Origin of the sequence: Gracilibacillus kekensis, from assembly GCF_900143085.1 — a bacterium.
GTDB classification, from domain to species: Bacteria; Bacillota; Bacilli; order Bacillales; family Amphibacillaceae; genus Gracilibacillus; species Gracilibacillus kekensis.
In genome coordinates, this window is record NZ_FRCZ01000006.1 from 193,683 (window position 1) to 206,556 (window position 12,874).

The 12,874-nt window shown below is 34.2% G+C and carries 13 protein-coding genes; 11 read left to right on the top strand and 2 right to left on the bottom strand.

The genetic code is table 11. The features are described 5' to 3' along the window. The first annotated feature begins 2 nt into the window (after positions 1 to 2). The 6 genes from BUC25_RS14685 (at position 3) to BUC25_RS14710 (ending at position 5,713) form a co-directional block, all read left to right on the top strand. On the top strand, positions 3 to 992 hold the full coding sequence (locus BUC25_RS14685; protein WP_073202646.1) for a D-alanyl-D-alanine carboxypeptidase family protein: 990 nt from the start codon (positions 3 to 5) through the stop codon (positions 990 to 992). Positions 993 to 1,186: 194 nt separating this feature from the next. Further along, on the top strand, positions 1,187 to 1,510 hold the full coding sequence (locus BUC25_RS14690; protein ID WP_073202647.1) for a PadR family transcriptional regulator: 324 nt from the start codon (positions 1,187 to 1,189) through the stop codon (positions 1,508 to 1,510). After that, positions 1,503 to 2,057, top strand: coding sequence for an HAAS signaling domain-containing protein (locus tag BUC25_RS14695; protein ID WP_073202648.1), 555 nt, complete (start codon positions 1,503 to 1,505; stop codon positions 2,055 to 2,057). The genes BUC25_RS14690 and BUC25_RS14695 overlap by 8 nt, the downstream gene beginning before the upstream one ends. Further along, complete coding sequence (locus tag BUC25_RS14700) at positions 2,057 to 2,857, top strand: DUF4097 family beta strand repeat-containing protein (RefSeq protein ID WP_073202649.1); 801 nt, start codon at positions 2,057 to 2,059, stop codon at positions 2,855 to 2,857. The genes BUC25_RS14695 and BUC25_RS14700 overlap by 1 nt, the downstream gene beginning before the upstream one ends. Positions 2,858 to 3,001: 144 nt before the next feature. Then, positions 3,002 to 4,495 (top strand): spore germination protein, encoded by a 1,494-nt coding sequence (locus BUC25_RS14705; protein ID WP_073202650.1) that lies wholly within the window; start codon positions 3,002 to 3,004, stop codon positions 4,493 to 4,495. A gap of 51 nt (positions 4,496 to 4,546) precedes the next feature. Next, positions 4,547 to 5,713, top strand: coding sequence for a Ger(x)C family spore germination protein (locus tag BUC25_RS14710; protein ID WP_073202651.1), 1,167 nt, complete (start codon positions 4,547 to 4,549; stop codon positions 5,711 to 5,713). 143 nt (positions 5,714 to 5,856) lie between these two features. On the opposite strand, the gene BUC25_RS14715 is transcribed toward BUC25_RS14710, so the two are convergent. Continuing rightward, positions 5,857 to 6,936, bottom strand: a complete 1,080-nt coding sequence (locus BUC25_RS14715) for a GerAB/ArcD/ProY family transporter (protein WP_073202652.1) — start codon at positions 6,934 to 6,936, stop codon at positions 5,857 to 5,859. A gap of 220 nt (positions 6,937 to 7,156) precedes the next feature. After that, positions 7,157 to 7,483, bottom strand: a complete 327-nt coding sequence (locus tag BUC25_RS14720; protein ID WP_084543478.1) for a hypothetical protein — start codon at positions 7,481 to 7,483, stop codon at positions 7,157 to 7,159. A 188-nt stretch (positions 7,484 to 7,671) separates the two neighbouring features. On the opposite strand from BUC25_RS14720, the gene BUC25_RS14725 reads away from it, so the two are divergent. The 5 genes from BUC25_RS14725 to BUC25_RS14745 all read left to right on the top strand — a co-directional run bounded on the left by BUC25_RS14725 (position 7,672) and on the right by BUC25_RS14745 (position 12,873). Further along, complete coding sequence (locus BUC25_RS14725; RefSeq protein ID WP_073202653.1) at positions 7,672 to 8,544, top strand: GGDEF domain-containing protein; 873 nt, start codon at positions 7,672 to 7,674, stop codon at positions 8,542 to 8,544. A gap of 251 nt (positions 8,545 to 8,795) precedes the next feature. Further along, complete coding sequence (locus BUC25_RS14730; RefSeq protein WP_073202654.1) at positions 8,796 to 9,686, top strand: RimK family alpha-L-glutamate ligase; 891 nt, start codon at positions 8,796 to 8,798, stop codon at positions 9,684 to 9,686. A gap of 2 nt (positions 9,687 to 9,688) precedes the next feature. Further along, a complete protein-coding gene (locus BUC25_RS14735; protein WP_073202655.1) occupies positions 9,689 to 10,534 on the top strand; it encodes an ATP-grasp domain-containing protein in 846 nt (281 codons plus the stop codon). Between the two features lie 181 nt (positions 10,535 to 10,715). Further along, positions 10,716 to 12,206, top strand: coding sequence for a DUF1538 domain-containing protein (locus tag BUC25_RS14740; RefSeq protein WP_244535197.1), 1,491 nt, complete (start codon positions 10,716 to 10,718; stop codon positions 12,204 to 12,206). Between the two features lies 1 nt (position 12,207). After that, on the top strand, positions 12,208 to 12,873 hold the full coding sequence (locus BUC25_RS14745) for a P-II family nitrogen regulator (protein ID WP_073202656.1): 666 nt from the start codon (positions 12,208 to 12,210) through the stop codon (positions 12,871 to 12,873). Position 12,874 lies beyond the last annotated feature (1 nt).

The following is a 12,874-nucleotide window of genomic DNA, read 5'->3' on the forward strand; positions in this document are numbered from 1 at the left end:
ACATGAAAAAGTTAATTTTTGTTATTATACTTGTATTATTTACTAGCGGATTTTATTTTGCAGGTGCAATGGCCAAGGTTGAAAGTGAGCCAATGCCGATAAAAAAAGCTTCTATATCTGATCGAAAAATAGTTACTCTAGGATTACCTGAACAAAAAATACCTAGGTTTTTGAGAATAAAGCATATAGAATTGGATGCTAGTTCGGTATTTCTTATGAACGCAAATACTGGGCAAGTATTATTTGAAAAGAATAGTGACACTTCTCTACCAACAGCCAGTATGTCAAAGATGATGACAGAATTGCTTGTGTTAGAAGCTATCGATGAGCAGCATCTTAGTTGGGATACAAATGTTTCGATCAGTGATTATGCCTATGCCATATCGAGTCAACCAGGTTTTGCATCCGTACAGTTAGAAAAAGGAAATTCGTACACGGTCAAAGCGTTATTTGAAGCAATGGCAGTTCATTCTGCAAACGGTGCAGCCATTGCTTTAGCAGAGGCTGTAGCGACAACCGAAGAGAAATTCGTAAAACAAATGAATCAAAAGGCAGAAGACTTAGATTTAAAGGATTCACGCTTTGTAAATAGCTCGGGACTTGATAATGCTCATCTCGGCAAATATTATTCTGTAGGTGAATTCGAGGACACGAATACGATGTCAGCTCAGGATTTAGCCAAGCTGGCTGAGCATTTAATTACTGAATATCCAGAGTTACTGGGAACTATTAATGAAAAACAATATGTAAGAAACAATAAATCCTATCCTAATACGAATTGGATGTTGCCAAATGTTAGTGCGTATGGATTGGCATATGAAGGTGTAGATGGCTTAAAGACCGGTTATACCGACCAGGCAGGTTATGGTTTTACTGGCACTGTTGAAAGAAATGGAATAAGACTTATTTCAGTAGTTATGGGTACATCATCTAAAATGGAACGTTTTGAAGAGACAGAAAAGCTATATGACGCTTCCTTTGAGCTTTATTAGGTTGGATAAATACTGTGTTTATGAAATAGCTGATTGTATGTGTAAAAGCATATAATCAGCTTTTTTAGTATAAAATTTTATTTAGTACCTTGCAATGAATAGTAGTTAATGGTATATTAAGTTGTAAGGTATTATAATAAGATTAGTACTATATAATGTATAATAGCTAATCATAGAATGAAGGTGACTAGATAGTGAATATTCAATTTAAAAAAGGTGCTCTGGAATTATGTGTGCTTGCATTATTGAATAAACAAGATCGATATGGATATGAACTCGTTCAAAAAATATCTGATCAAATAGCAATTTCAGAAGGCTCTGTTTATCCGTTGCTTAGAAGGTTAAAAAAAGAAGAATACTTTACAACCTATTTACAGGAGTCACAAGAGGGTCCTTCTCGAAAATATTATCGGCTGACAGTTAAAGGTCGGGATCATCTTATTGAATTGATGGAAGAATGGAACCATTTTTCAGACAGTGTTAATTATATTTTAAAGGAAGGTGTAAGTGATGAATAAAGATCAATTTTTAAAAAAGTTAGATCAATCTTTGAACAGACTTTCTGATGATGAAAGAAAAGATATTTTAGCGGATTTCCAAGAGCATTTTGATTTGGCCAAAGAAGATGACAAAACAGAAGAAGAAATTGCACAATCACTAGGTGCACCAAGTCAGATAGGAAAAGAACTATTAGCGACGCATTACCTTGAAAAGGCAGAAACTACTTCATCCACAGGGAATTTTCTGCGAGCGGTTTGGGCTGTTATAGGTTTAGGTTTCTTCAACCTGGTTATTGTACTTGGACCATTTATCGCTCTTGTTTCCTTAATTGTAGCAGGATGGATAACTGGAGGAGCTTTTGTTATATCACCGTTTTTATTCTTAATAAATGTAGTATTATATCCGAGTTCATTTCTATATTTCGATTTATTCTTTACCATTACTCTAACAGGAATTGGTTTATTTATAGTAATTGGAATGGTATATGCTACAAACATTGTTACGAAAGGTTTTATGCGTTACTTAAACTTTAATGTAAGAGTTGTGAAAGGTGGAATGAAATAATGAAACATTTGAAAAAAATAATCGTGATAGCGGTAGTATGTGTACTTATTGGGGGAATTGGAAGTGCTGTCGCCTACAGTTACTATGAGCCAAGTATGATTGAAGAATCAGCAGAAATTACAAACCCGGATATAATTTCTTTTGATATTCGGGTCAACAATGAAGCAGTGAAAATGGTTCCATCCATCGATGATAGTATCCGAGTAGAGTTAACAGGAAATGCAGTAAGTGAAAAGAAAAACAATTTAATTGTTGAAGAGAATGGCTCTACACTAGTCATTGAAACTGAAAATGAAAAAAGAAAATTGTTTAGCTTTAACTTTTTTGATTTCAATCGAACGTTAACGATTTATGTACCTGAAAGAGAATATGAATCTTTACAGGCAGAAATTGATAATGGCAGTATACGAGTTAAAGAAATGAATGCGCAAAATGTCTTTGCAACAACGAAGAACGGTAAAATCAATCTTCTTAATATCATTTCTGATCAAGTAGAAGTCAGCACAAATAATGGTAAAATTGAGCTTGAAAATGTAGATGGCAGATTGATTGGTAAAACTAATAATGGAGCTATTTCACTGGTGTCAAAAGAGTTAGATCGGCAAATTGACTTTCAAACAGATAATGGGAGTATAAATATACAGACAGAAAAAGAACCGACGAATGTTGTCTTTGATACTAAGACAAACAATGGTAGCATTAATCTTTTTAATGATTCTAGTTACGATATCATCACCGGAGAAGGAGAAAACAAAATTAAGTTAAGAACAAAGAATGGAAGCATTACGGTGAATAAATAGTATTATAGGAGTGAACATAAACTGTTCACTCCTTTTGTTTTGAAAATAACTACATATATTCTGTCATAATAATGTATTCTCATGTATTTAAATGTCGTTTTCTACAAACAATAAAGTCATAATCTTATAAATGAGGGTAGATGGATGAGAAGGATACGGACTCCAAAGCAAAATAAATATGCAGGTGAAAAAGTTAAAAAGGATTTAAAAGAAAATCAAGAGATGCTACAACAGATTTTCCATAACACTATTGACATTAAATTTAGAAATTTTCAAATTCAAAATCAAGAACAGACCTCAGCATTTATTTGTTATATGGAAGGAATGGTTAGCGAGGAATTTATTCATTTTAACATTATGGATGGATTAGCAGGAACTAACTTGAAGGATATAAACATAGATTCTCCTAGGTTTATATCCATTCTAAAAAATCAGATGGTAAAAGCTCCATCAATGAAAGAAACAACAATACTTGATGAAATATTAGATGGAATATTAACTGGGCAAACAGCAATCTTTCTCAATCAATCTGATCGGGTACTCCTAGTTACTACAGTCAGTTTTCAATCAAGAGGGGTTGAAGAACCGGAAACGGAAGCAACAGTCAGAGGTTCTAGGGAAGGGTTTAATGAGGTTATTCAAACGAATACATCTTTAATAAGACGTAAAATAAATAACTCTAATTTAATTTTTGAGGAATTAATTATTGGAAAAGAAACCAAAACAAAAGTAAGAATTGCATACTTGAATAATGTCGCTAATAAAGAAGTGGTCAAAGAAGTTAGAAATCGACTAAAAGCAATAAAAACCGATGTAGTATTAGAAACGGGTTATTTAGAACAATATATTGGGGATCATCCCTACTCTATATTTTCTACCGTCGGAAATAGTGAGAAACCTGATAAAGTTGCAGCAAAGATATTAGAAGGTAGGATTGCTATTTTATGTGATGGGACCCCGTTTGTATTAACTGTCCCACATCTGTTTATTGAAGTTTTTCAAGTCCCAGAAGATTATTATTCAAATGCTTATGTTTCGTCATTAATACGTATCTTTCGGATAATGGCTTTGTTTCTGACAGTTTCTACTCCAGCTGTTTTTGTAGCAGCGGCAACTTTCCATCATGAAATGGTTCCCTCTCAACTACTAACAACCATGGCGGCTGCAGAGGAGAGAGTGCCTTTTCCTATCTTTTTAGAAGCAATAATTATGATCGTTATTTTTCAATTGTTAAGGGAAGCAGGGGTTCGAATGCCAAGACCTATAGGGTCTGCAGTTAGTATAGTAGGAGCTTTAGTAATCGGTGAAGCGGCTGTTCAAGCTGGTCTTGTAGGAGCCCCTATGGTTATTGTTGTAGCTTTGACGGCGATCACGGGATTTGTAGTGACAGCGTTAAGTAATGCTGTGATATTAATGAGGTTTTTCTTATTGATATTAGCTGGCCTATTCGGATTTTATGGATTATTAATCGGTACTCTTTTCTTAGTTGCTCATGTCGTTTCTTTAAGATCTTTCGGGGTACCATATCTAACTCCTTTAGGACCAATAGTTACGAAGGACCTAAGAGATAGTATCATTAGACTGCCATTAAAATTTTTACAGAGTAAGTCAAAATCAATTACAAGAAAAAGGCTTTAACTCATAGGTGTGAAACAAAGGTAAATATGTATGTTTGGGGAGTTGACAGTATTGAGAAAACTAATGCTGATTTTATTTATATTCATAACATTTCTTTCAGGGTGTTGGGATGCTCAAGAGTTAACAGAGGTCGGAATTATAGCTTCAATGGCGATTGACAAGGATGAAAATTCAGGCGAATATATTTTAACCTCTCAATACCTTAGACCGTCTGCTGAAAGTACTTTTGTTTCATCACAAGAGGAGCCTTTTTTAATAGTGTCTATCAAGGGTAGAACTATTTCTGAGTTGATGAGAAAGGCTAATCATAAAATAGATAGAAGGGGCTTTTATGCTCATAACAAAATTGTTGTCGTAAGTGAAGAGGTTGCTAAGGATGGATTGATATCTATATTTGAAACCTTTCAAAGAGAACAAGAAGTCCGTAGCTATGTATGGTTAGCGGTTGCACGTGAAACAAGCGCTGCTTCTATTTTAGAAAAAAAGCATAATAGTATTTCCAAACTTCCCGCTAATTTTTTGTACAGTTTATTTGATAATGCTGAATATGATGCAGTAGCAAGTAGTTTATTAACATTTTATAAAGATGCTTTAGAAATGGGTAATAGTCCTGTTTTGGGTGTTCTTACAATAGAAGACGAGAGGTCTCAAAAAGACTTAAGTTTATCGGGAGGCGCTGTATTTAAAAAGGATAAACTTGTAGGGTTTATCAGTAATGAAGAAACTATGGCATATAACTGGATTACAAATAAAAACAAGAACAGTCAAAAGGGTGCTTTAACTTTCCCCTATAAAAAAAACGATTATATAACACTAGATTTATCTGAATTAGAATCTAAAATTATCCCAAAGGCTACTAATAAATCTGATATAGCTTTGACTATAAAAATAAAGAAAACAGTAGAGATTGCAGAACAACAAGAGGTGAATAACTTTCCTCAGAGAAAAGAGGTTGTTCAATTTATAGAAGAGGTAGAAAAAAAAGCGGAAGCTGAAATAGAAAGTAAAATAATTCAAGTGATATCGAAGGCACAAAACGAGTTCCAAGCAGATATTTTTGGGTTCGGTGATACCTTAAATAAAAAAAATCCTAAAGTATGGAAGCAAGTAAAAGACAATTGGGAGGTCGAATTCTCAAACGTCTCCATCGATTTGGATGTGCAGGTGGAAATCTTAAATTCTGGATTAATACAAGGATCATTAAAACCTAAGCAATAACCTAATGAAAAAGTTTCTTTGTAAGCTGTATTATTAATACGATTATGAGGATCAAAGCATATGTCAAACCTCCAAATATGAGAAAGGCTAATATAGGATCTGCTTTAAGTACATTTATATCAAGCATTGAAACGACCTCCTTTTCAATTTTTTGCTTTTTTCTTTACCATAATAATGAGTAGTATTAATAGTGGAAGCAAGGAATATAAGAAAATATTATAAACCCCTCCTTCCATACCCTTCCACCTCTGATCATCTAAATTAGCAAAGCGTAGTTGGCTGATAATGGGCAATATCAAGCCAAAGATAGTAATGACCCACTTCGGATTAGATTTGTTAAATAGCCAAGTTATAGTTAAGGAAAAGGCAAAAAAATGTAAAGCTGTTTTATAGAAGCCTCCGATAAACATAATAAATACACCAATGCTGTCAAGGTTCGTAAAAATCATTGCTATATGGATAGATAATAAAGTTTCCAACAATGGTATTTCAGAGTTTGAGACTAAATCCACTCCTAAAATTGAAATAAATACAATTAGCGAGGTTGTTAGGAATAATGTAGAAATTGTAACGGCTATAAAAGTGGTTCTTCTAATTAGATGTTGCTTATTAATATAATGCCAAAAAATCAGAAAGACCACCATCTCACCAAATGGAAAAGCTATTACGCTCGTTAATTCCTTTAGTACCGGTTTGAAACCATTTCCGAGAATTGGTTGTAGATTTGATAGTTGAAAATCTCCCGAAAGAAAAGTTAAGAAATAAATTAGAACTAAAAATAAAATAAAATAAGGTAAAAATATTTCAATTGACCTTGCGATAACCTCCATACCTCTGTGTAATATGTAAATCATAACAAAAATAAATAAATATAAAATAACCATCAATGGAGTCTGGGGTAAAGCAGTCATTCTAATTAGTACACCGAATTCATAGAAATTATGTGTTGTTTGATTTATAAAGTAAACACCATACAGTAAGAGAAGCGGCTTAGCTAATATAACACCTAAACTGTCTGTTAAAATTTCAGAAAAATTTTGATTTGGATAGTAACGAGGAATTTGCGTGTAAGCCCATAACAAAATTAAGCTTAGAAAATACGAAATTAGAACAACAATCCACGCATCGCGTTCAGCGCCTATCCCTATAGCAAATAATGTAGTACTCCCAATCTCAAAAACTAATATCAATGAAAAAAGTTGTATATTTGAAATTTTGTTCATGATCGCATACTTCCTTACTAATAGTTAAATAACAGATCTATTTTCATACTCTTATTATTACCATAAAAAGAGTCAAGTATAACTACCAGAAAAGAAGCTGCAATTATGACAGAAAAAAAGAAGTCTAATCTCCATAAGTTAGTAGGTATGGGATTAGACGTATACTTTTTTAAAAATATTGCTCTCTATGTCAAATTAGCATAGTGGGTATATTTCTTTTTTAATACCAAGAATAATAAGGGTATGAAGGATAATAAAAAGGATACAATAATAAATTGGTTAGCAATCCAAAGGGGTATCGTTGCCTTCTGAAACGGCGATACCTTCTTCTGCCTGGTCCGTAATAGCCAAATTGTCGATCCGATTGTTCTTCCACGATATCCTCAGCAATTAACATATTGACTCCAGAGTTATCCACACTATCAATAATGCCTTCAAATTGTGCGCCATCATTTAGTTGACCCATCACATAATAATTCTGATATTTTTGGCACAGCTTTTTCATTTCATCCTGTTGGTGGTACATTCCTTCCGAATAATTGTACACCTTAGATCACTCCTTCCTATTCAACACATGATATTCACCTAGAGAAATAGATGTGACTACATCCATATAAAAGCTATTATCTAATCCTTCTTAAAATCATATTTACATCTCATTTTAGTCTGATACCATATAAGGTAGATAGAATTTTCAGAATATTTATAATGATAGCTTTGGGAGAGATTAGGATTATGAAGAAAAGACAACATGTAGCATTTCTGGTAATACTGCTAGTCTTACTCTTGACATGGGGAATTACCCTAATATTTCGACCGAACACGGTTCCGGTTCATTTGTTCTATTTTCCCATTATTCTTGCTGGCTGGTATTGGAAAATGCCTGGTGGTTTAATAGTAGGAATCATTTCAGGTATTTTAGCAGGTCCTCTGTTATTTTTGGAGATAGCGGGTAATGTAAATCAAATGACAATGTATTGGATCACTCGATTGGTTTTCTTCGCCATTATAGGTGGATTTGTCGGCAATTTATTTAAAAAAATGAGAGACGATACGAAAGAATTAACAGCACACCGTAAAGAATTAGAAATACAAAGTAAATTTGCCAATATTGATGGACTTACACTGATACCGAATCGAAGAAAACTCGATCAGGTTTTAGAACAGGAATATGAAAAATTTTCGGAAGAGTTGACACCTTTATCTGTGATTATGATTGATATCGACGAATTCAAAGTCTATAACGATACATATGGTCATATGCAGGGAGACGAATGTTTGAAAGAAGTATCACGCAAGATAGAATCCTTAGTTAGACAAGAAGATTTTTTTGCACGTTATGGCGGAGAGGAGTTTGTTATCATCCTACCAGGAACGAACCATGAAAAAGCTCTTGAGGAGGCTAAAAAAATTAAAAATGGTATAGCTTCATTAGAGATTGAACATAAATGTTCTTCGATTGAGCCGTATGTCACCATAAGTATGGGCCTAGAAACAATAATTAGCACTTCTGACTTTGGTGCTTCCGAATTGTTAAAACGCGCTGATCAAGCATTATACAACGCAAAGAAAAATGGACGCAATCAAATCTCTACTTATTCAGCATAAGTTCTTTTTTTGTAAAAGCATTTAAATATCCTATTCTGTTTATAAAGAGAAAACATAGTTAGTGAATATTTTGCTCATTGTTCAGTTGGCAAGGACCGGTATTTCCAGTATGTCTTGCTGCTCCTAGTAATCAGGTAATGTCGGAACCACCAAAACCTTGTCTTGAATCTAATATCTAACTAATCGAGGATAGACAACTTCTTATTGTAGCTGTGCTATACTAAAAAAAATAGGTGGAAGGAGTCTCTGTAATGAGCAAAAAAGGTTGGATTATCTATAATGGTAATTTACATAGCACTAAATTTTCAGAACAAGTAGAGTGGTTAATGAAGACTGCTCGATCTTTCAATTTAGAAATGAAGGCAATTAAGAACAATGATCTATTGGTAACAGTTCATAACGGTCAAGCAGCATTATCAGGAATTAGCGAATATCCTGATTTTGTCTTTTTTTGGGATAAAGATTTATTTTTAGCAAGACAATTAGAAAAGATGGGAATTCGGTTATTTAACAGAGCTAGAGCGATCGAAATTTGTGATGATAAGGCGCTCACTTATCAGTATCTGTCTAATCATGGAATTACGATGCCGCAAACGATTATTGCACCAAAAGTTTTTATGGAATTACATGATACTAGCCATTTGTCGATCGTTAAAGAAACGATAGGTTTTCCGCTAATAATAAAAGAAACATTTGGTTCTTTTGGAGAACAGGTCTATTTGATCAATAAGGAAGAAGACTTGATAAAAAAAACGATCGAACTCGGGAACAAGCCTTATATTTTTCAAAAATATATTCATTCAAGTTACGGTAAAGATGTTCGGTTAAATGTGGTTGGAGACCAGGTTGTGGCCTCGATGTTGCGCAAATCTGATAATGACTTCAGAGCTAATGTTACAGCGGGTGGGAGAATGAACCCCTACCAACCATCTGAACAAGAGCAAGAGCTTGCAATTCGTTGCAGTCAATTAATAGGTACAGATTTTGCTGGTGTAGATCTGTTATTTGGTGAGAATGGCGAACCAATCTTATGTGAAGTCAATTCTAATTCTCATTTTAAAAACATTTATGACTGTACAAGTGTTGACATAACTATAAATATGTTTGAATATATAAAGGATGTTTTAGAAAGCAGGCGTTAGATATGGAAGCATGGATCATCTACGAACAAGAAGATGCAGAAAAAAATAAAGCATACATAGATTGGTGTATAACAGAAGCCGACTCACTACAGGTGGAATTAAAACTAGTTTATGTTCACCAAGTATGTTTCGGGATTAAGAATCATCAACTGTTTATCGAGTGGAACCATAGTAATTCGCTTCCTGATTTTGTGATAATGCGCACCATCAATGATCTTTTAAGCAGGCAATTTGAATTCATGGGGGTACCTGTATACAATGCTGCTTCAGTTGCTAGTGTAGCGAATGATAAAGCTAAGACCCATCAATTACTTGCTCAACACAACATTCCGATGGTTGATACCCTTTTCTTAAATCGATCGAGCTTGATCGAACATGAATTTCATGAATTTCCTTTTGTTATCAAAGAAGTGGCCGGACGTGGAGGAAAACAAGTACATAAAATTGAATCTAATCAAGAAGTAAAGGACATTATACCTCAATTAAATGGAGAGCAATTTATCGTGCAATCGTTAGCCAAATCAGGAAAAGATGTTAGAGTTTTTGTGATCGGTAAGCAAATAATAGCTGCTATTTTAAGAGAATCTAATCAAGACTTCCGGGCGAATCATTCGTTAGGTGGAACAGCTCGTCCCTATTTGTTGAACCAACTAGAAAAAAATACGGTAGATAAAATTGTAGAACTATTTCCTTTTGGAATGGTTGGGATTGACTTTATTTTTGATGAAGACAATCGTCCACTTTTTAATGAAATAGAAGATGTAGTGGGTAGCAGAACGTTAAGTAAGCATACGGATATAAACATTGTGCGATTATATTTGGAGTTTATAGTATCTAATTTGAAGTGACACAAAGAGTCAATTTATTACAAGTGAGGGTTTTACGGATGGTTAGAGTTGTGATGAATAAACGTTTTTTGTAGTGAAATCTTTTGTTATGATATAATTTTAATATCTACAGTGTTTCCCCTCATTTTTTACGTACAATAAATTACCATATATAAACTTAACACCTAACGAAGAGAGGAATGTGTCTGATTTGAATATATTGATGGCAAAGCTTTTAGAAGTAGTTCTTGCTGTGCTTCCGATCACGTTAATCGTAGTGATATTAAACTTTACTTTGACTTCCCTTGATGTCTCCTTAATCATACGGTTCTTAATAGGTGCAGTCTTGATAATTATTGGCCTATCCATCTTCCTGTTAGGCGTGGATATCGGTATCACTCCAATAGGAAAGCATATGGGAAAGGCAATTGCGAAATCAAATAAACTATGGATTGTAATCGTATCCGGCTTGTGCTTAGGTTTTATTATATCGATTGCAGAGCCAGACCTCCATATTCTAGCTGGTCAAGTTGAGTTAGTAACAGCTGGGTCTGTATCGAAATTTATGATCGTCATTGTTGTTTCTATAGGGATTGCGGCATTATTGGCACTAGGATTAATCCGAATTGTACATAATATTCCATTATTTAAATTATTAACCGTGCTTTATGGTATTGTGCTGGTCATCGCAATATTTACCTCCCCTCAATTTTTGGCGATATCGTTTGATGCATCTGGGGCTACTACTGGTGCGTTAACAGTCCCATTTGTTTTAGCGTTATCCATCGGTATTTCTATATTAAAGAAGGATAGTAAAGCATCAGAAAAAGATAGTTTTGGACTTGTTGCGGTCGTTTCAGTAGGTGCAATTATTACAGTGATGTTAATGAGCATCATAACGAATCAGGAGGAATTATCTGGTGAGATTGAACAAGATCATGGCGTATCAAGTTCTATATTTGGCCCGTTCCTTCAAGAATTTGGTCATATTGCCCAAGAAGTATTGATTGCGCTTTTACCAATCATATTAATATTTTTGATCTTTCAAAAATTATCTTTTAAATTATCGAAAAGCTCCTTTCGTAAAATTATAATGGGTCTTGTGTTTACTTTTATTGGCCTGGTATTATTTCTAGTCGGAGTTAATGCGGGTTTTATGGAATTGGGAACAGAATTAGGTTATAGTATTGCCTCTTTAGATAATGAAGCGTATATTGTTATTATTGGTTTAATACTAGGTATTGTAACGATTTTAGCAGAACCTGCTGTATATGTATTGACCAATCAAATTGAAGATGTAACAAGTGGTTATGTTAAACGAAAGATTGTATTATTCACCTTAGCAATTGGTGTAGGTATAGCCATTGCCTTATCAATGCTCAGAATCTTAATTCCAGAGTTACAATTATGGCATTACTTACTTCCTGGATATTTAATTGCTATAGGGTTAATGTATATTGTACCAAAATTGTTTGTTGGTATCGCATTTGATTCTGGGGGTGTTGCATCTGGCCCAATGACGGCAACATTTATTCTTGCATTCACTCATGGTGCAGCTGACGCAATTGAAGGTGCAGATGTAATCGTTGATGGCTTTGGTATGATCGCTATGGTAGCATTAACACCACTGATTACTTTACAGATTTTAGGGTTAATATTTAAAATAAAGTCGAAAAAAGGGGGTTTTGAGTAATATGACCTCAAAAGACCATATACCTCATTTTGAATTGATCCACGTTATTGTGAAGTTTGGAATGGGAAGTAAAATATTAAAAGAAGCAAAAAAGTGCGGAGTATCTGGTGGAACTTTGTGTATCGGAAAGGGAACAATAAGTAATAAAATTCTAAAATTACTGTCGATTACTGATATGCGTAAAGAAGTGGTGATGATGATTAGCAACCGCAAAACAACAAAGAAAACATTGGAACATTTAAATAAAGTATTTCGTTTTGATAAACCAAACCATGGGATCGTTTATACAACGTCATTAACAAGTCTAATGGGAACCAGAAGCTGTCAAATCGATGATGGTGATGAAAGAGGTGACGAAGAGATTATGTATCAGAATATAATGGTTGTAGTCGATAAAGGGAAGGCAGAAGAAGTGGTAGAATCTGCCCAAAAGGCAGGATCAAAAGGTGGTACCATTATTAATGCGCGGGGCTCCGGAATACACGAGACGAGCAAGCTCTTCTCCATGGATATTGAACCAGAAAAAGAAATCGTTATGATCCTATCAGATGAACAAATAACGGATGCAATTGTTACAAAAATCAGTGAAGACCTTAAAATTAATGAACCAGGAAATGGTATCATCTTTGTACAGGATGTAAACAGAACATATGGCATATACGAATGAA

Coding starts and splice junctions, on each gene's coding strand:
- BUC25_RS14735 (WP_073202655.1), top strand. CDS start 9,689: ATGGAAGCATGGATCATCTACGAACAAGAAGATGCAGAAAAAAATAAA.
- BUC25_RS14730 (WP_073202654.1), top strand. CDS start 8,796: ATGAGCAAAAAAGGTTGGATTATCTATAATGGTAATTTACATAGCACT.
- BUC25_RS14745 (WP_073202656.1), top strand. CDS start 12,208: ATGACCTCAAAAGACCATATACCTCATTTTGAATTGATCCACGTTATT.
- BUC25_RS14705 (WP_073202650.1), top strand. CDS start 3,002: ATGAGAAGGATACGGACTCCAAAGCAAAATAAATATGCAGGTGAAAAA.
- BUC25_RS14700 (WP_073202649.1), top strand. CDS start 2,057: ATGAAACATTTGAAAAAAATAATCGTGATAGCGGTAGTATGTGTACTT.
- BUC25_RS14695 (WP_073202648.1), top strand. CDS start 1,503: ATGAATAAAGATCAATTTTTAAAAAAGTTAGATCAATCTTTGAACAGA.
- BUC25_RS14725 (WP_073202653.1), top strand. CDS start 7,672: ATGAAGAAAAGACAACATGTAGCATTTCTGGTAATACTGCTAGTCTTA.
- BUC25_RS14715 (WP_073202652.1), bottom strand. CDS start 6,936: ATGAACAAAATTTCAAATATACAACTTTTTTCATTGATATTAGTTTTT.
- BUC25_RS14685 (WP_073202646.1), top strand. CDS start 3: ATGAAAAAGTTAATTTTTGTTATTATACTTGTATTATTTACTAGCGGA.